This window comes from Exiguobacterium sp. s149, assembly GCF_018618395.1.
In the GTDB taxonomy this organism is placed as follows: domain Bacteria; phylum Bacillota; class Bacilli; order Exiguobacteriales; family Exiguobacteriaceae; genus Exiguobacterium; species Exiguobacterium chiriqhucha.
In genome coordinates, this window is record NZ_JACSLZ010000004.1 from 87,760 (window position 1) to 106,323 (window position 18,564).

Genomic DNA, 18,564 nt, shown 5'->3' on the forward strand with positions numbered 1-18,564 from the left:
AATCCCTTTACAACTACCAATAGTACAGCCGTCCCTAGCTCTTGTCAAGTTTTTTTCTTAACAGAGAAACTTAGGCGAGGTCATCGTTTGTCTGTTGTTTTTCTTCGAAGATGTCCCCGAATAATCCGTATACGAACTGTTCCGGGTCGAACGCTTGTAAATCATCGATTTTCTCGCCGAGCCCGACGTATTTGACCGGAATATCGAGCTCGTTTCGAATCGCGAGCACGATACCGCCTTTGGCCGTGCCGTCGAGCTTCGTCAAGACGATGCCGCTCACGTTCGTCGCTTGTTTGAACGCCTTCGCCTGGACCATCGCGTTCTGCCCAGTCGTCGCGTCAAGCGCGAGCAACACTTCATGCGGTCCGTTCGGCACTTCGCGCTCGATGACCCGTTTCACTTTTTCAAGCTCGTTCATCAAGTTGACCTTGTTTTGCAAACGTCCGGCCGTGTCACAAATCAAGACGTCAACGCCGCGTGATTTCGCTGCCTGGACGGCGTCGAACACGACCGCGGCCGGGTCGGAACCTTCGGCTTGACGGATGACCGGGACTCCGACGCGTTCGCCCCATACTTGGAGCTGGTCGATGGCACCGGCCCGGAATGTGTCGCCCGCCGCGAGCATGACCGAACGGCCTTCCGACTTCAATTGATGGGCGAGCTTGCCGATCGTCGTCGTCTTGCCGACGCCGTTGACGCCGACGAACAAGATGACCGTCAATCCGTCTTGCATGTTCAACTCACGGTCCGACTCGTCCTCTTGAAGTCGCTTCGCCACGACTTCGACGAGCGCGTCGCGGACGGCGACCGGATCTTTCAAGTTGCGGCGCTTCACTTCTTCTTTCAAATCTTCGACAAGGTCCATCGTTGTCGTCACTCCGACGTCCGCCTGGATGAGCAGATCCTCGAGTTCATCGAAGAAATCCTCATCGACTTCGCGGAACCGATAGACGAGATCGTTGACGGCATTCGCGAACCCGTCGCGGGTCTTTGTCAATCCATCGGTAAACTTTTGTGACGCTTCTTGCGTCGAGGTCGTCAATTTATCTTTTAGCTTCTTAAAAAAACTCAACTTAATTCCTCCATCTCTTCTTCCGTCTCAACGACGCGCTTCGCTTCAGATAATTCGACCGAAAGCACCTCGGAGACCCCGTTTTGTTGCATCGTCACGCCATAGAGCGTATCCGCCGCCTCCATCGTCCCTTTCCGGTGCGTGATGATGACGAATTGCGTGTCGATCGACAGCGTCCGGATATATTCCCCGAACCGATGGACGTTCGCCTCATCGAGCGCCGCCTCGACTTCATCGAGTACACAGAACGGCACCGGACGCGTCTTCAAAATCGCGAATAAGAGCGCAATCGCCGTCAAGGCCCGTTCTCCCCCTGAGAGCAGACTGAGCGTCTGCAGTTTCTTCCCGGGTGGTTTGGCGACGATATCGATGCCCGTATTGAGCAAGTCGGACTCGTCGACCAATTTCAAATCGGCCTCGCCGCCACCGAACAGTTCCTGGAACGTCTGTTTGAAGTGACCGCGGACGAGCGTATACGTCTCTTTGAACAATCGTGTCACTTCGCGGTCCATCTCGTTGATGATGTCATACAAATCCTCTTTGGCGCTGACGAGGTCGTCCCGCTGTTCAGACAAGAACATGAACCGCTCATTGACGAGGTCGAACTCTTCAATCGCATTCAAATTGACCGGACCAATCTCCTCAATTTGGCGGACGAGCAGTTTGAACTCCTCTTTCGCCTCATCGAGCGGGATTGTGAGCGTCGGCAGCAAATCGAAGACGAGTCCACGTTCATCGAGCGCATCGAGTTTCCACTTCCGTTTCAACTCCAGTTCGTTCACGTCGGTCTCGAGTTTACGGACGTCCGCATCGAGTCGACGGCGCACGTCCGTCGCTTGTTGTTCGCGCTGTCTTAGAATCCGGTACGATTCTTCTTTCGCGTGAAGCTGGTTCAACTGTTGCGTCAGGCGCGCTTTGAGCGCGTCCATCTGTTTGACCGCCTCGACATGTTCGAGCTCGAGTTCGGCTGAAGAGACGACCCGGCCGCTCGCCACATGTTCGAGCTCACGTTCAATTTGACGAAGACGCGCCGTCTGTTTGGCGACCTCGGCCTCGAGCCGTTCGACTTCCGAGCGGACCCGGTCGAGGTCGAGCGTATGCCGTTGGCGATCGAGTTCGTTTTGACGGATGGCTTCTTGCAGTTGCCCCGTCGTCGCGGCACCTTTCGCTTGCTCACCGCGGAGCGCCTCGAGCTCGGTCCGAATCGAGGCTTGTTTCACATCGGTCGCCTCGAGCTCTTGTGCGAGCCGCGTCAATTCGTTCGTCGCGGCTTCAATCGTATGAGCATAGCGGGCCATTTCATGATCGAACAGTTCAAGTTGCGCCTTGGCGTCTTGTGACACCCTCTCCAAGCTTCGGTACGCCTGTTCCGTCGAACGGAGCGTCTCTTCGGCCTCACGTTTTTTGAGCCTGATTGTCTGGAGCGACTCTCGCAACCGGGACATCTCATCGGTATACGTCGTCACGCGCAACTGTTGCTCATGGAGCATGGCCAGCCCTTGCGTCAATCCGTGCTTCAAGTCATCGAGTTCACGCGATTGCGTGAACAAGGCGACGCCTTGCTTCCGGCTACCCCCGGTCATCGAACCGCCGACGTTGACGATGTCCCCGTCGAGCGTGACGATACGATAGCGATACCCGGTCGTCTGGGCGATCCGGTTGGCGACTTCGAGTGAGTTGGCGACGATGACGGCACCGAGAAGGGACCGTTTCAATTTGTCGTAGGCCGGGGCCGTCTCGACGAGGTCGGCGGCGATGCCGACGAATCCGTCGAGCGATTCGAGCCGGTGCGCGACTTCACTCGGGACGTAACGTTCCTTCACGCTCGTCATCGGCACAAACGTGGCCCGTCCAGCATTCGCCTTCCGTAGCCGATCGATTTCTCGGCGACCGACCACATCCGTCTCGACGACGATGTGTTGTTGCGTCTGACCGAGCGCCGTCTCGATGGCGGCCTCGTAGGACGGGAGAACGCGAATCAATTCCGCGACCGCACCGAGCACGCCCGGCCCCCGTTCTTTCAACACGAATTTGACGGCATGGAAGTAGCCTTCATATGACTGCTTCATCCGCTCGAGCAATTCGATGCGGTCCTCGGTCTTCTGACGCCGGCGGTCGAGGTCGTGGTACGACTGCTCGGCCCGGGCCAGCTTGTCTCTCAGTGTCGTCTCTTGTTCGGTCAAATCGGCTTCTTGCGCGAGCAACGTCTCCCACGTCGTCCGTGCCTCATCGAGACGAGCCTGCTCGGCCTCGAGCGAAGCTGTCTGTTCGGTCCTCACATCGAGGCGATCCTTGTTCTCACGCAGGAGGCGGGCTTTCGCTTCCTCGGCTTGTTCGATATCCCGTCGTTCCCGCTTCTGTTGATTGCTGAGCGTGGCACGGGTCGTCGCCAGTTCGAACGCCTCGCCTTGGAGTTGTTCGATTTCCGCGTTAAAATCGCGTGTGGCTGCCGTCAATTGTGTGTCGAGTTTGACACGTGCCGCCTCGACGGTATGTAACGCCTCGGTTTTAGACGCCAAATCCGCCTCAGCCACGTGCAATTTCTGCGTCAACTGTTCGGCCTCTTCGGCCAACTCGACCCGCTGGCGCTCAAGACGTTCTTTCGTTTCCGCCCCGTGCTCTTCGCGGGCTTTCGCGAGCTTGATTTCGCCGGTCAATCGTTCCAGTTCGGTCGCCTGTGTCCGTTCGTCCTGGTGGAGCATATCGAGCGTTTCCCGATCGACGGCGAGTGTCGCCTCGAGCTCCGTCCGTTCCGCCACAATCGCGTTCAACGCGCCGTCTTGCTCAGCGAGATGGGCGGACGCCGTCCCGAGTTGTTCGTTCGTACGGGTGATTCCTGTGCCGAGTTCCGTAATCTCGGCACCGAGAATACCCGTCTCGAGCTCATCGTGCCGAGCTTTTGCGACTTGATACTCACGGGCGAGCGCGGCTTGTTCACGGAGCGGTTCGACCCGGTCGGCGAGTTCATACAAGATATCGTCGACGCGGGACAAGTTCAATTCAGTGTCCTGCAGTTTCCGTTCCGCTTGTTTTTTACGCTGGCGGTATTTCAAGACACCCGCCGCTTCTTCGATGACGGCACGGCGGTCTTCCGGTTTCCCGGAGATGACCTGCTCGACCCGCCCTTGGCCGATGATGGCGAAGGCATCACGCGACAGACCCGTATCCATGAACAGGTCGATCACATCTTTGAGACGACACGGCTTCTTGTTCATAAAGTAGTCACTGTCGCCGCTCCGCGTGACACGTCGCGTGACGCTTACTTCTTCATACGGCAGCCGCAAATGGGCGTCCGTATTGTCCAACACGAGCGTCACTTCGGCGACGTTGCGATGGTTCTCCCCTTCACTGCCGGCAAAGATGACATCTTCCATTTTCGCTCCACGGAGCGATTTGGCCGACTGCTCACCGAGTACCCAGCGAACAGCGTCCGATATATTTGATTTTCCGCTCCCGTTCGGTCCAACCACGGCTGTTACGCCGGGACGAAAATCCAGTTCAATCCGTTTGGCAAACGATTTAAAGCCAGCGAGTTCGATTCGTTTTAAGTGCATCGTGACCATCCTATCCTCAGTAAGCATTCATTTGTTTATTTTACCACAGTTGCCAGTTCGTCAAAATGCTAGAATCATGCTATTCTAAAAAGAACTGTAGAAAGGGGTACGACCGATGACTAACGAACAAATGATTGAGGAAATTCTCGACAAAATGAACATCATCAACCGCGGCGCCATCAAAGCGGAAGAATATAACCGTGCCGACGCCTCGGCCGTCAAAGAGATTTACGACTACGTGATGAATCGTTCATCGTTGTCGATTTCTGAAGTGGATGGAATCGTCGAAGAACTCGGGCAATTGACGTAACTAGATGATACAAAAAGGAGTGGACCCGTTGAGAGGTCCACTCCTTTTTGTTAAAGGCCGGCGTATTGCCGATTGAATTCGATTAACGCTTCTTTCGCCGCGAGCTGCTCGGCTTCTTTCTTCGATCGGCCGATGCCTTCCCCGACGATATCGTCAGACAGACGGGCATGGGCGACGAACTCCCTGCTATGGGCCGGCCCGCGCTCTTCGATAATCGTGTACGAGACAGGGCCGAGCCCTTCGCGTTGCACGCTCTCTTGAAGCTGACTCTTATAATCGGTCTGTTCTTCAAACACACCCGCTAAGACTTTCGGAAAAACCGCTTCGGCGAGGAACTGTTCGACTGGTTCAATCCCTTGGTCCAGATAGAGCGCACCGATGTAAGATTCGAACACATCGGCGAGTAACGCCGGACGCTTCCGACCGCCGGTCAACTCTTCACCTTTCCCAAGCAAGATAAAATCAGAGAAAGCATAGGCTTCCGCGAAGTTGACGAGTGACGGCTCACAGACGATGGCCGCCCGCAACTTCGTTAATTCCCCCTCGGAGCGCTCCGGATACGTCTCATACAAAAACCGAGACACCGTCAACTCGAGCACCGCGTCGCCTAAAAACTCTAAGCGCTCATTGTCTTTTTTCAGACCGCGTTGTTCGTTGACGTATGAGGAGTGGGTGAACGCTTGCATCAATAGGTCCTGATTCGTGAATCGAACGGATAGCCGTTCTTCAAGTGTCTTGAACTGCTCGAGAATCCGAGACCGTTCGAGCTCATTTCGTCGGCGTCGTTGCGCCGACCCTTGACGGTCAAACCGTCGCTTATCCTTTGTCATAATTCCCTCCGTGAATAAGCACAAGCCCACCGCTCATGACGAGCGGTGGGAGGCTTGATTACAATTTAGTTTCGATGTAAGCGACAACGTCGCCGACAGTTGCAAGTTTCTCTGCATCTTCATCTTCGATTGTGATATCGAATTTGTCTTCAAGGTCCATGACCATTTCCATAACTTCGAGCGAATCCGCACCGAGGTCGTCTTTAAATGATTTGTCGGCTGTGATCTCAGATACATCTTTCCCGAGTTTCTCTGCCACTGCTGCTTGTACGTCTACTAAGATTTGTTCTGTTGTCATGATAAAATCCCTCCAAATTAAAGTATATAAAATGTGATTCGATTGGTAAAGTTCTGATTTTAAGCCATCGTCATCCCGCCGTCAACGGCAATCGTTTGACCCGTCACGTAAGCCGCCTGGTGTGAAGCGAGGAATGAGACGACGTTCGCCACGTCTTCGACTTGGCCGAAGCGGTTGAACGGGATTTGTCCGAGCGTCGCCTCACGCTGGGCGTCGGTCAAGGCATCGGTCATGTCCGTCTGAATAAATCCAGGACAGACGGCGTTCACCGTGACATGGCGTCCGGCGAGTTCACGCGCGACCGATTTGGTCAGGCCGATCAGCCCGGCTTTCGCCGCCGCATAGTTGGCCTGTCCGGCGTTACCCGTGATGCCAACGACCGAGGCGATATTGATGATACGGCCCGACTTCGATTTCAAGAGCGTCCGCGTCGCGGCTTGCGACGTCAAGAACGCACCTTTCAAGTTCGTCGACAAGACATCGTCAAAGTCAGCCTCTTTCATGCGCATGAGGAGACCGTCACGCGTGATGCCCGCATTGTTGACGAGGCAATCGATGCGGCCGAACGTGTCGACCGTCGTCTTGATGAGCGCCTTCACGTCATCCGCATTCGAGACGTCCGCTTTGACGGCGATGGCCTCGCCCCCGTTCGCTTCAATCTCACTGACGACAGCCTTTGCTTTCTCAACACTACCCGAGTAATTCACGACGACCCGAAAGCCGTCCTCCCCTAAACGCTTCGCGATGGCGGCCCCGATCCCCCGGGACGCGCCTGTCACGATTGCTACTTGGTCATGCACGTACTTCTCCTCCTAACGCGGCCACCTCTTCGAGCGTCGTCGCCTGTTTGATCGTCACGTTCGCGTCGATTCGCTTGATGAGACCCGACAATGGCGACGTCGGACCAAATTCGATGAACGTGTCGACGCCAGCGTCGATCGCTTTGCGGACACACGCCTCGAATCGGACCGATGCGTACAGTTGCTCGGTGAGGAGTGTTTTCAATTTCTCCGGGTCGGTATGGACCTCGGCATCGACGTTCGAGATAATCCCGATCGCCGCCGGTTTGAACGGTGACGAAGCGAGCACGTCTTTGAACCGCGTCGCGGCCGGCATCATGTACGAGCTGTGGAACGCACCAGAGACATTGAGCGGTAAGACGCGTTTCGCGCCGGCCTTTTTCAAGTCCGTCTCGGCTTGTTTGACCGCGTCGACGTGTCCCGAGATGACGAACTGACCCGGACAGTTGTAGTTGGCGATTTGTACAAGGTTCCCGCTAGCACTGATTTTCTCCGTCACATGGAACGCCTCGTCGACATCGGTCATCCCGATGACGGCTGCCATCGCCCCATCCTTCACTTCTGACATGAGCTTACCGCGTTCGTGGACGAGTACGCTCGCCTCTTCCAAATCGATGACGCCGGCGATGACGAGTGCCGCATATTCTCCGACGCTGTGACCGATCACCATGTCTGGCGCGGCCCCTGTTTTGGCGTGAGCTTGTGCGAGTGATGCCGCATGTGCCACAATGGCCGGTTGGGCCAGTTCTGTCCGTTGAAGCTCTTCTTTTGATCCTGCCGCCATGGCGTCGAGTAAATCAAATCCGAGGCGACGGCCGATCGCGTGCAGTTGTTCAGGATTGTCGAGGAACGTTTGGCCCATGCCGACGGCTTGTGACCCTTGTCCTGGAAATACCCATGCTGTTTTCCCCATGTACTCACCTTCTTTAAATTAGTTTGTGGCTTTGGCTTGCTTGATCTTCGCGACGACGTCGTGATCGACCATGATTTTCGCCTGTTTGAGCGCGCTCATGATGGCGAGCGCATCGCTCGAACCGTGCGCTTTAATGACCGGGGCGTTGATGCCGAATAACCCGGCTCCACCGTGTTCCCGATAATCTAATGTTTGTTTCAATCGTTTCAACTTCGGTTTTAAGACGAGAGCGGCGAGCTTCGAGACGAAATCGCTCGTGAACTGTTCTTTCATCATCTTCATGAGCATCGATGACGAACCTTCGACACCTTTGAGCAAAATGTTTCCGGCGAACCCTTCGGTGACGATGACGTCCACGTCACCGGACATCGCCTCACGTGCTTCCACGTTGCCGACAAAGTGGACCGGTGCTTGTTCAAGGAGGGGGTACGCCTCTTTCGAGAGGGCGTTTCCTTTCCCAGCCTCGGTCCCGATGTTCAGTAGCGCGACGCGCGGGCGCTTGACGCCGCGGACGTGCTCAGCGTAGAGCGAGCCCATGATCGCATAGTCGACCAAGTGCTCAGGCTTAGCGTCCGGATTGGCCCCAACGTCTAAAATGACGACACCGCTACCCGTATATGTAGGGAACGTAGGTGACAACGCGGGACGCTCGATGCCGGGAATCCGTCCGATGACGAATAGTGACGCCGCCATGAGGGCGCCGGTATTCCCAGCCGAGACGAGGGCGTCGGCCTCTCCGTCTTTGACGAGTTTGGCCGCCACGACGAGCGAGCTGTCCTTTTTACGGCGGACGGCCCGGACCGGCTCATCGTCTCCGGTGATGACTTCACTTGCCGGAACGATTTTGATTCGCGGGTCGGTCAACCCATAAGAGGCGAGTTTGACCTCATCTCCGACTAAAAACAGTTCCATCTGCTCATTCGGGAACGCGTCGGCAAACTGTTTGACGCCTTCCACGATTGCTTTCGGGGCATGATCCCCGCCCATTGCATCGATTGCTAATTTCATGCCTGTTCCTCCTCACCGCGACGATAGATCGTGAAGTCTCCGCTAAAGACACACTCTTCGCCGACATAACTATCCACTGTGACGTCCGTTCTTCCGTCCCGACGTAGTTTGATTACACGAGCCTTGGCAACGACTCGCTCTCCAAGATGGACCTGGCGACTAAACCGGATGTCCGCTTTAGTGGTCAACGCCAATTCATCATTGATGAGCGCCACCGCTAACGAGTTGGCCTGGGCGAACAATACGTGTCCCCGGGCGATCTCGTTGCGGCTAAAGACGTGTTCTCTCTCAATGTCGAGAACCGAGATGGCCGATTCATCGAGCTTCAAGTCAATCATATCACCGATGACCTCGCTCATGGCGAGCGACTTCACTTCATCGAGGTGTTCTGAGGCAACGTGCTTGATCCGTTCTCTCACTTCCGGAATCTTTAACTCCATCCGATCGAGTCGAATCGTTTGAATACTGACGGCAAACTGTTTCGACAGCTCTTCGTCTTTGATGAACGGGTTGCGATCAATCGTTTCTTGCAATAAGCGTTGCCGCTCTTTCTTAGGTACCCGCATTCAGTTCCCTCCTAAACTCTATGCTAAAGAACTTAATACCTGGTATTAATAGCAGTATATATTCTTTAGATTTTATTTTCAAGTGTTGTTTGTCATTCCAATCGTTCTCCGACGAGTAAGTCGAGTCGTTTCAAATAGTGCCGGAGCGGGGCATACGTCGCCTCATTCCAAAACGCCTCGCTCCCGAGCAGCCGGACGGCGTCTTGCATCGCCACTTCCATCACTTTTAAATCGAGTACTGGATCAGCGACGCGGAAGCTCGGCAGACCGCTTTGGGCCGTCCCAAAGAAGTCACCGGCCCCGCGGAGTTCCAAGTCTTTCTCGGCGAGCACGAATCCGTCATTCGTCTCGGTCATCGTCTTTAAACGAAGTTTCCCGACGTCGGACTTTGGATCCCCTACCAATATACAGTAAGATTGATCGGCGCCTCGACCGACACGCCCGCGCAGCTGGTGCAGTTGCGCCAAGCCGAATCGTTCGGCGTCGTGGATGATGATGAGCGAGGCGTTCGGCACGTTCACCCCGACCTCGACGACCGTCGTCGAGACGAGGATTTGGAGGGCGTTGCTAGCGAAAGCCTTCATGACCTCGTCTTTCTCGGTGCTCGACAGTTTACCGTGCATGAGACCGACCGCATAATTCGGGAAGCGCTCCCGTAACATGTCGTAGAGCGCGGTCGCGCTCTCGACTTCGAGCGTGTCCGATTCCTCGATGAGCGGCGCGATGACGTACGCTTGACGTCCGAGGGCGAGCTCACGGTTCACCATCGCATGGACCCGGTCAATTTGATCGGTCTTGGCCCAATACGTCTCAATCGGCTTCCGCCCGGCCGGCATCTCATCAATCGTCGAGACGTCCATCTCCCCGAAAGCGCTGATGGCGAGCGTCCGTGGAATCGGCGTCGCTGTCATATAGAGCACGTCGGCGAGTTCCGCCTTGTCACGGAGCATTTTCCGCTGTTCGACTCCGAACCGGTGTTGCTCATCGGTGATGGCCAGATGCAGACGCGAAAACTCGACCGGCCCTTGAATCAAGGCGTGCGTCCCGACGATGATATCGACGTCGCCGTCTTTAATCGCCTGGAGCAATTCGTTCCTAGCCTTGCCTTTGACCGAACTCGTCAGTAGCCCGACGCGCATGCCGTAAGGTTCGAACAGCGCCTGCAACGAGGCGAGATGCTGTTCGGCCAAAATCTCCGTCGGGACCATGAGCGCCCCTTGATAGCCGGCGCACACCGTCGCATACAAGGCGATCGCGGCAACGACTGTCTTTCCGCTCCCGACATCCCCTTGTAACAACCGATTCATCCGTTCTGGCTTTTCTAAGTCGCCGACAATCTCCCGGATGACACGTGTCTGTGCCCCTGTCAACGGGAACGCGAGCTGTTTGACGAACTCGTTCAACCGCTGCTTGTCGAGCGTGAGCGCGCGCCCTTTCCCCGCCCGCTCCATCTTACGGAACGCCTGGAGTTTCAATTGATAGAGCAGACACTCTTCATAGACGTAACTTCGGCGTGCCTGTTTATACGTCTCGACCGAATCAGGGAAATGCATCCCTTTCAACATCGTCTCCCGGTCCTCGAGACGATAACGTTGCCGAATCGATTCGGGCAGGCGATTCTCGAACGAGGTCGTCTGTTCGAATGCGAGTTTGACGATGCGTCCGAAATTCTTTTGGGTCAGTCCGGCCCGGAGCGAATAAATCGGTTGCAACCCATCCGAGAGCTCACCGAACTCGAGGTCGGTCGCACTGATCGTCATCCGGTTCATATCCCATTTCCCTTTGACCGTCACCGTGGCGCCGAGCGCGAGCTTGTCTTTATAAAAGGCCCGGTTGAACATCGTCACGTGGACGACATAACGCTCCTCGAGCAACAAGCGGAATTGGAGCCGGTTCTTGCCTTTGCTGTAATAGCGTACGAGCGGTGCCGCCTGGACGGTGCCGCTCCATTTGACGAGGTCTCCGTGAATGGCCGTCATCACCGTGCCGCTATTATAATTTTCATAACGAAACGGGACGTGCTCCAGCACGTCCTCGATTCGTTCGAGACCCATCGTCTCTAATTTTTTGGCCATCTCTGGCCCGACCCCTTTCAGCGTCGTCAACGCCTCACTTCTGGACATTTTCTTTCTCTCCAAAGATGTTTCGTTCGAGACGGCGTGCCGTCGGCGTATTGGCGAGACCACCACGCGCTGTCTCTTTCAACGCGGTCGGCATCATCTGGCCAATCTCATGCATCGCGGAAATGACCTCGTCGCAAGGGATCCGTGACGTGATGCCGGCGAGTGCCATATCGGCCGCAACGATGGCGTTCGCCCCGCCCATGGCGTTCCGTTTGACGCACGGCACCTCGACGAGCCCCGCCACCGGGTCACAGACGAGACCGAGCATGTTTTTTAGTGCGATTGCAAACGCCGTCGCCGATTGTTCCGGCGTCCCGCCGGCCGCTTCGACGATGGCCGCGGCGGCCATCCCGGTCGCTGAGCCGACTTCCGCCTGACAACCACCAGCCGCTCCTGAAATCGAGGCGTTGTTGGCGACGACGAAGCCGAACGCTCCTGACGTGAACAAGTAGCGGACCATCGCGTCACGGTCCATCTCCAGACGTTCTTTGACCGCAAACAACGTACCCGGTACGACGCCGGCGCTTCCGGCGGTCGGGGTCGCGCAGATGCGTCCCATCGCCGCGTTGACTTCATTCGTGCCGATCGCTTTTGCGACCGCATCTAAAATCAAGTCTCCGGCGAGCGATTTGCCGGAACGGATATAGTCGGTCATGAGCACGGCATCGTTCCCCGTGAGACCCGTCACGGACGTCACGCCTTCGAGTGCCCGCGCGACCGCTTCTTCCATCACTTCTAGATTGCGCTCCATCATGCCGACGACTTCTTCCCGCGTCGAGCGTCTGACGTGCACTTCTTGCTCGATCATCACTTCTGAAATCGGAATGCCTCGCTCTGTTGCCGTTCTGACTAATTCTTCTACTGATTTAAACATATTGGTTTCTCCTTATTCCCCAAAGATGGCTACCCGCTCGATTTGAGGTAACCGCTCAATTTCCGCTAACACGTCTTTTGACAGATGTTCATCAATCTCAATCGCCATGAGCGCTTGCTTGCCTTTCTCGTGACGACTCACTTCCATATGCCCAATATTCAACTCATGCCGGGCCAAGATGCCGGTCACGGCCGCGATTGCCCCGAAGCGATCATGGTGCAACACGACGAGTGCCGGACCGCCGCCTGACAGTTTGAGCGGGAATCCGTTCAACTCGGTAATCTCGATCGTCCCGCCGCCGATTGAAATCCCGACGATTTCGAACGTACCATCCTCGTCCTCGAGGTGGACCCGGGCCGTGTTCGGATGGTCTGTCAACGCATCGCTCGTCTCAAAGACGACCTCGATGCCGCGCTCTTTGGCGATATCGAGTGCTTGCGGGATGCGCAAATCGAACGTATCGAAGCCCATGATGCCGCCGACGATGGCGACATCGGTACCGTGCCCCCGATACGTATCGGCGAACGACCCATAAAACGTGATGTGCGCGAGCCGTGGCGTACGGCCGAACAACTTCCCAGCCATGAGGCCGATGCGCGCGGCTCCGGCCGTATGCGAACTCGATGGACCGACCATGACCGGACCGATGATATCAAACACACTGCGATATTTCATCGCATTTCCCCCTTTCAAAAAAGCCCTACCTTCATTATACAGAAGGTAGGGCTGAGTTACAGCTTATTCCACACTAAAAATGTAGGAGTAGAGCGGTTGTTTCCCGTCATGGACCTCGATTTCAATCTCGTCGTTCTTCGACTCGATATACGCCGAGAGTGCTGCGACGTCTTCCGCTGACGAACCTTCGCCCGTCAAAATCGTGATGATTTCGTCATCAGCATCCACGAGCGCGTCGACAAGCGCTTTCGCCGCTTCGAGGCTCGAAGCCGATGAGGCGACGATTTTCTTCTCGGCAATCGCCATGTGGTCGTCTTTACGAATTTCGACACCGTCGATGCTCGTATCACGAACTGCATACGTCACTTGACCAGACTTGACGGCGCTTGCCGCAGCCTTCATGCCGCGCTCGTTCGTTTCCACATCCGCTTCCGGATTGAAGGCGATCGCTGCCGCGAGTCCTTGTGGCACCGTCTTCGTCGGAATGACCGAGACGCCGCAAGGGGCGACCGAGGCCGCTTGTTCAGCAGCCATGATGATGTTCGAGTTGTTCGGGAAGATGAAGACGTGATTCGCGTTGGCCGCTTCAATTGCCTTGACGATATCTTCCGTCGATGGGTTCATCGTCTGACCGCCCTCGATGACGTGGGCCGCCCCGAGTGAACGGAACAATTCACTGACACCTTCGCCCATCGCGACCGTGACGATCGCGAACGGCGCTTTCGCCTTCGGAGCCGTCGGAGCAGCCGTTTGAACGCCGTGCTGGTTGGCGCCATGCTCTTCTTCTAAGATGGTCGAGTGCTGTTGACGCATGTTCTCGATTTTGACAGCGACGAGTTCCCCGTAACGCTGTCCTTTCGTGATGACGTCACCTGGCGTCTCGACGTGAACGTGAACTTTGAGCAACTCTTCGTCTGCGACGACGAGGAGCGAGTCACCGAGTTCAGACAATTCATTGCGGAACGTGTCCTCGTTGAACGGCGCGTCCTTCAATTTCTCGTCTTGGAACCGGACCATGATTTCCGTGCAATAGCCGAATTCGATGTCTTCCGTCGACATGAATCCTTGCGCGGCGTGGGCATGATGTTCAGCTTCAATGAGCGCATCCATGACCGGTGCATGTGGTTTCTCAAGTTCTTTGCCTTCGAGGCTTGCGAGGAACCCTTCATAAATGACGAGCAAGCCTTGGCCGCCTGAATCGACGACGCCGACTTCTTTTAAGACCGGCAATAAGTCCGGTGTCCGTTCGAGTGAAGCTTTCGCTTCGACAATCACGAGTTCCATGAACTCGTTGAAGTCGCTCGTCGACTCTGAAGCACGGAGCGCTTCGTCGGCCGCTTCACGAGCAACCGTCAAAATCGTTCCTTCAACCGGTTTCATAACCGCCTTGTATGCCGTATCGACGCCACGTTTCAAAGCTTCGGCGAAATCGACTGTCGACACTTCTGTCTTGCCTTCGATTGCTTTACCGAAACCACGGAACAACTGGCTCAAAATAACGCCCGAGTTCCCACGTGCCCCCATCAAGAGACCGCGTGCAAACTTCGATGAGACGTCAGCGATATTCGCCGAGTTGAGTGCGGCCACTTCTTTCGCACCCGATGTCATCGTCAAATTCATGTTCGTCCCCGTGTCGCCGTCCGGCACCGGGAAGACGTTAAGCGAATCTACATAATCCGCATTCTGGCTCAAGTTGGCTGCACCGTTCGCGACCATGTTCGCGAACACCAATCCATCTAAACGTTTTAAACCCACACCAAATCCTCCTTCGTTCTCGTCAGTCATTCGTCAGACGAACGCCTTGTACGAATATGTTTACCGACGAAACGTTTAATCCTAAAGTTTCACCGAGCGTGTATTTTACACGGCTTTGCACGTTGTATGCGACTTCCGACACTTTCGTCCCGTAGCTTACAATGATGTGCATGTCGATATGTACGTCTTCTCCATCTTGACGTACGACCACGCCTCGGGCGTAGTTTTCACGTTTCAATAGTTCTGCGATCCCGTCTTTCAATTGAGCTTGAGACGCCATTCCCACAACGCCGAAACATTCCATCGCCGCACCGCCTGCGAGTGTCGCGACCACGTCGTTCGTGATGTCAATATTGCCATATGTTGTCTTCATTTCAATTGCCATATGGAGTAGCCTCCTTTATTCGGAATGATTCCTTCACTACATTCTACAATAAGTACCTAGTTATTAAAAGAACCTGCTCCATAAACTCGGTCAATTGTAGCCGTAACCCTCATTCATTATTAAAATCCTTTCCAGTAATGTCAAGTTTTTTTCTTGTCATCCTATGATTTTCTAGTTGCATCGTGAAAAAACCCGTGCTAATATAAACGAGTGTCTATTAGGACGAACCCACATAAAAAAGGAGGGGAAACGCATGGCACGTAAATGCTACGTAACAGGTAAATCACCTAAATCAGGTAACAACCGTTCGCACGCACTCAACAAGACAAAACGCACTTGGGGTGTAAACGTACAAAAAGTTCGTATTCTCGTTGACGGTAAACCTAAACGAGTTTGGGTTTCAGCTCGCGCTCTTAAATCAGGTCTCGTTGAACGCGTATAATTTTTATACACGAACGAAATAAATCCCAGCGGCATTCGCCGATGGGATTTTTTTGTGTTCATTTTTTGACATACAGCACGAGCACCATACCTTCGTGCACGATCAAGTCCGCCGTTTCATCGTCCCATTCGTTCGAGATGGTGAGCGCCTCATGGCTGACGACATCGTGACGGTCGAGCGGATATTTGACGCCGCGGATGGTCACGTTCGCCTGCTTCCATGGGATGAGCGACAAATAGTGACCGTCTTGACGCGGGAGTTCATAGCGTCCCGACCCGACGAGTCGTACCGTCTGCCCTGCCGTGACGAGACGCATCTCCGGATACGCCTCGAGCAGACCGATATTGCTGAGCGTCATATCGAGCCGGCCGCCGAGCGCGCCGTATACGAGCATCTCAGTCGCGCCATGCCCCCGTGCCGCCTCGAGAGCGATCTCGAGGTCGGTCACATCTTTCTCAGATGGATAACGGACGGCGTCGATCGGCACTTCGCCCGTGAAGGAGTCGAAATCGCCGACGACGAGATCTGGGTTCAGCCCGTGGTTCAACAGTGTCTCGTACCCCCCATCGACGCCGATGATGTAATCGACGTCACGCGGGAGTCCCGAGATTGGTTCCGGGCTGGCCGCCACAATCAACACCCGCATTAGCGGACGTCCCGGGTCGCGAGCGTCGCGAAGCGCGGCGCCGAGACGAACAAGAGGACGAGGACGACGGCCGACACGAGGAAGGACGGGAGCATGTACGTCATGTTATAGGCGAACGAGTAGGCGACGACCGGACCTTCCGCGTATTCGGCGAAGAAGACGATCCCCGACAAGACGTGGGCGCCGTAACGAAGCAGTGAGCCGAGGAGCGCGCCGAGCACCAAATAGACGACGAGCGTCTTTTTTGCCTCATCTTTGGCGGCTCGTTTCACTTGACCCGCGAACAGTCCCGCCATACCGACGACACCGTAAGCGAACGTGTAGTCGAGCAGGAACTGGACCGGCGTGAAGATGTAGGCCCCGAACAGCAATTGCAGCGTTCCGACGAGTGCACCGGTCGCAAGTCCGCCTTTCAAGCCGTGACGATACGCCATCACGAAAATCGGCAACATCGCCAAGCTGATTGACCCGCCTTGCGGCATCCGGAACGGGATGAGCAAATCAAAAATCAAACCGAGTGCGGCGAACAATGAGATTTCAATGAGCGCCTGTAATTTTAAACGTTGTTTCATCTATTTCCCTCCTTAAATTATGAGCGAACGACAAAAAGCAGCATGACGTAAACGCCATGCTGCTATCGAGTAGCAACGTGCATTTTCGCCACATCCCTACGTCCGTGTGAACGGAACAGGTTCAAAGGGTTAGCGTATGCCTCTCAGCCACAGAATGTGACACCCCTTGCGACAATATTTGTTGTTCTATGGACGATTATACACGAGATGCGTTGCGAATGCTATCGATTGCGTCTTTATAGCTCGGCTCGTTATAGATGGCCGAGCCGGCCACGAGCACGTCAGCACCGGCATCGATACATAATTTCGCCGTCTCCGCGTTGACGCCGCCGTCAATCTCGATTTCAAAGTCGAGACGGCGCGCTTGGCGCATCTCGTTCAACGCCGCGATTTTCGGCACGACCGATTCGATGAACTTCTGACCCCCAAAGCCAGGGTTCACCGTCATGAGAAGGACCATGTCGACGTCACCGAGCACGTGTTCAATCAACGATAGCGGCGTATGCGGGTTGAGAACGACGCCACACTTGGCTCCGGCCGCCTTAATTTGTTGAAGCACGCGATGCAAATGGTTCGTCGCTTCAACGTGAACTGTGACGATATCCGCTCCCGCTTTGATGAAGTCTTCGACGAAGCGCTCCGGCTGGTCGATCATTAAATGGACGTCGAGTACCATGTCCGACTTCTTCCGTAAGCTTGCGAGTACCGGGAGACCAATCGAGATGTTCGGGACGAATTGACCGTCCATGACATCAAAATGGATATAATCCGCGCCGGCTTCTTGGACCGCCTTCACTTCTGCCTCTAGGTTGGCGAAGTCCGCCGCTAAAATTGATGGTGCAATTTTAATCATGTCAGTACCTCCGTTGTCTATCGTTTAACTCTGCCATAAACGTAACATAATTCTCGTAACGGGTGGAAGCGATTTCTCCCGCCTCGACGGCCGCTTTGACGGCACAACCCGGTTCGTTCAAATGGGCACAGCCCCGGAATTTGCAGTCGTCATGCCGTTCGACAAACTCAGGGAAGCACCAGCGCATCTCCTCGACTGCGAGTTCTTCTGGGAACTCGAGGCTCGAGAAACCAGGCGTGTCAGCGACGAGCCCGTCAGCGAGCGTGATGAGCGTGACGTGACGCGTCGTGTGCTTGCCTCGGCCGAGCGACTTCGAGATTTTCCCGGTCGCGAGTTCAAGTTCCGGCGCGACCGCGTTCAAGAGTGAACTCTTGCCGACACCGGTCTGTCCGGCGAACACGCTCGTCTTCTCCTTAAACGACCCACGAATTTGTTCGATCCCCGCCCCGTTCTCCGTCGACGTCTCGATGACCTCATAGCCGATTGACCGGTATAAAGCTGCTGCTGCTTGAATCGTTTCGAGCTCCGACTCCGTCAACAAGTCCATCTTCGTTAAGACGATAATCGGGTGGACTTGCTTCGATTCGATTAAGACGAGGAAACGGTCGAGCAGATGGAACGAGAACGCCGGTTCCTTGACCGAGAACAGCAGGAACGCTTGATCGATGTTAGCAATCGGCGGGCGGACGAGATGGTTCGACCGCTCGTCGACGGCCAAGATGTAGCCTGTGCCGTCTCCTTGGTCTTGGATGTCGACATCATCGCCGACGACCGGCGAGATGTTCCGGTTGCGGAAATTGCCGCGGGCGCGACAACGGATCTCTTGTTTCTCTTCCGTCATGACATCATAAAACCCGCCTTGTAATCGAATAATCGTACCTTTCATCC

The 18,564-nt window shown here is 55.3% G+C and carries 19 protein-coding genes and 1 riboswitch; of the genes, 2 read left to right on the top strand and 17 right to left on the bottom strand.

What is annotated here, in order from left to right; translation table 11 throughout:
* Positions 1-70 precede the first annotated feature (70 nt).
* Both ftsY and smc read right to left on the bottom strand, forming a co-directional pair.
* Entirely contained in the window at positions 71-1,072 is a 1,002-nt protein-coding gene (ftsY, locus tag KNP81_RS07090; RefSeq protein ID WP_021067095.1) for a signal recognition particle-docking protein FtsY, read from the bottom strand.
* Entirely contained in the window at positions 1,069-4,626 is a 3,558-nt protein-coding gene (gene smc / locus KNP81_RS07095) for a chromosome segregation protein SMC (RefSeq protein WP_214719451.1), read from the bottom strand. The genes ftsY and smc overlap by 4 nt, the downstream gene beginning before the upstream one ends.
* A 115-nt stretch (positions 4,627-4,741) precedes the next feature.
* Here smc and KNP81_RS07100 point away from each other — a divergent pair, with 115 nt between their 5' ends.
* Positions 4,742-4,936, top strand: a complete 195-nt coding sequence (locus KNP81_RS07100; protein WP_021067093.1) for a DUF1128 family protein — start codon at positions 4,742-4,744, stop codon at positions 4,934-4,936.
* Positions 4,937-4,986: 50 nt separating this feature from the next.
* Here KNP81_RS07100 and rnc read toward each other — a convergent pair whose 3' ends face one another.
* The 11 genes from rnc to KNP81_RS07155 form a co-directional block, all read right to left on the bottom strand.
* Complete coding sequence (rnc, locus tag KNP81_RS07105; protein ID WP_021067092.1) at positions 4,987-5,766, bottom strand: ribonuclease III; 780 nt, start codon at positions 5,764-5,766, stop codon at positions 4,987-4,989.
* A 58-nt stretch (positions 5,767-5,824) separates the two neighbouring features.
* On the bottom strand, positions 5,825-6,064 hold the full coding sequence (gene acpP / locus KNP81_RS07110) for an acyl carrier protein (protein WP_021067091.1): 240 nt from the start codon (positions 6,062-6,064) through the stop codon (positions 5,825-5,827).
* A gap of 59 nt (positions 6,065-6,123) precedes the next feature.
* Entirely contained in the window at positions 6,124-6,864 is a 741-nt protein-coding gene (gene fabG, locus KNP81_RS07115; RefSeq protein WP_021067090.1) for a 3-oxoacyl-[acyl-carrier-protein] reductase, read from the bottom strand.
* On the bottom strand, positions 6,857-7,777 hold the full coding sequence (fabD, locus tag KNP81_RS07120; RefSeq protein ID WP_214719452.1) for an ACP S-malonyltransferase: 921 nt from the start codon (positions 7,775-7,777) through the stop codon (positions 6,857-6,859). Before fabD ends, fabG begins: the two co-directional genes overlap by 8 nt.
* 18 nt (positions 7,778-7,795) lie before the next feature.
* Positions 7,796-8,785, bottom strand: coding sequence for a phosphate acyltransferase PlsX (gene plsX, locus KNP81_RS07125; RefSeq protein WP_214719453.1), 990 nt, complete (start codon positions 8,783-8,785; stop codon positions 7,796-7,798).
* Positions 8,782-9,351: a transcription factor FapR gene (gene fapR, locus KNP81_RS07130; RefSeq protein ID WP_021067087.1), complete on the bottom strand. Its 570-nt coding sequence runs from the start codon at positions 9,349-9,351 to the stop codon at positions 8,782-8,784. Before fapR ends, plsX begins: the two co-directional genes overlap by 4 nt.
* A 92-nt stretch (positions 9,352-9,443) precedes the next feature.
* Entirely contained in the window at positions 9,444-11,474 is a 2,031-nt protein-coding gene (gene recG, locus KNP81_RS07135; RefSeq protein ID WP_214719454.1) for an ATP-dependent DNA helicase RecG, read from the bottom strand.
* On the bottom strand, positions 11,461-12,348 hold the full coding sequence (sdaAA, locus tag KNP81_RS07140) for an L-serine ammonia-lyase, iron-sulfur-dependent, subunit alpha (RefSeq protein WP_021067085.1): 888 nt from the start codon (positions 12,346-12,348) through the stop codon (positions 11,461-11,463). Before sdaAA ends, recG begins: the two co-directional genes overlap by 14 nt.
* A gap of 12 nt (positions 12,349-12,360) precedes the next feature.
* The gene (sdaAB, locus tag KNP81_RS07145) at positions 12,361-13,023 is read right to left on the bottom strand and encodes an L-serine ammonia-lyase, iron-sulfur-dependent subunit beta (RefSeq protein WP_021067084.1); all 663 of its coding nucleotides are present in this window, start codon (positions 13,021-13,023) and stop codon (positions 12,361-12,363) included.
* A gap of 63 nt (positions 13,024-13,086) precedes the next feature.
* Complete coding sequence (locus KNP81_RS07150) at positions 13,087-14,778, bottom strand: DAK2 domain-containing protein (protein WP_214719455.1); 1,692 nt, start codon at positions 14,776-14,778, stop codon at positions 13,087-13,089.
* A 22-nt stretch (positions 14,779-14,800) separates the two neighbouring features.
* On the bottom strand, positions 14,801-15,163 hold the full coding sequence (locus KNP81_RS07155) for an Asp23/Gls24 family envelope stress response protein (RefSeq protein WP_016509701.1): 363 nt from the start codon (positions 15,161-15,163) through the stop codon (positions 14,801-14,803).
* A gap of 253 nt (positions 15,164-15,416) precedes the next feature.
* On the opposite strand from KNP81_RS07155, the gene rpmB reads away from it, so the two are divergent.
* A complete protein-coding gene (gene rpmB / locus KNP81_RS07160) occupies positions 15,417-15,605 on the top strand; it encodes a 50S ribosomal protein L28 (RefSeq protein ID WP_015881349.1) in 189 nt (62 codons plus the stop codon).
* 58 nt (positions 15,606-15,663) lie between these two features.
* Here the strand turns inward: rpmB and KNP81_RS07165 are convergent, their stop codons facing one another.
* From KNP81_RS07165 to rsgA, 4 genes are all read right to left on the bottom strand, one after another.
* Entirely contained in the window at positions 15,664-16,251 is a 588-nt protein-coding gene (locus tag KNP81_RS07165) for a thiamine diphosphokinase (RefSeq protein WP_214719456.1), read from the bottom strand.
* Positions 16,251-16,823 carry an energy-coupled thiamine transporter ThiT gene (gene thiT / locus KNP81_RS07170; protein ID WP_021067081.1) on the bottom strand — a complete coding sequence of 191 codons (573 nt, stop codon included), beginning with the start codon at positions 16,821-16,823 and terminating at the stop codon, positions 16,251-16,253. Before thiT ends, KNP81_RS07165 begins: the two co-directional genes overlap by 1 nt.
* A 76-nt stretch (positions 16,824-16,899) precedes the next feature.
* Positions 16,900-17,000, bottom strand: a riboswitch (TPP riboswitch).
* A gap of 19 nt (positions 17,001-17,019) precedes the next feature.
* Positions 17,020-17,676 (bottom strand): ribulose-phosphate 3-epimerase, encoded by a 657-nt coding sequence (gene rpe, locus KNP81_RS07175; protein ID WP_029595716.1) that lies wholly within the window; start codon positions 17,674-17,676, stop codon positions 17,020-17,022.
* A gap of 1 nt (position 17,677) precedes the next feature.
* On the bottom strand, positions 17,678-18,562 hold the full coding sequence (gene rsgA / locus KNP81_RS07180; protein WP_214719457.1) for a ribosome small subunit-dependent GTPase A: 885 nt from the start codon (positions 18,560-18,562) through the stop codon (positions 17,678-17,680).
* Positions 18,563-18,564 lie beyond the last annotated feature (2 nt).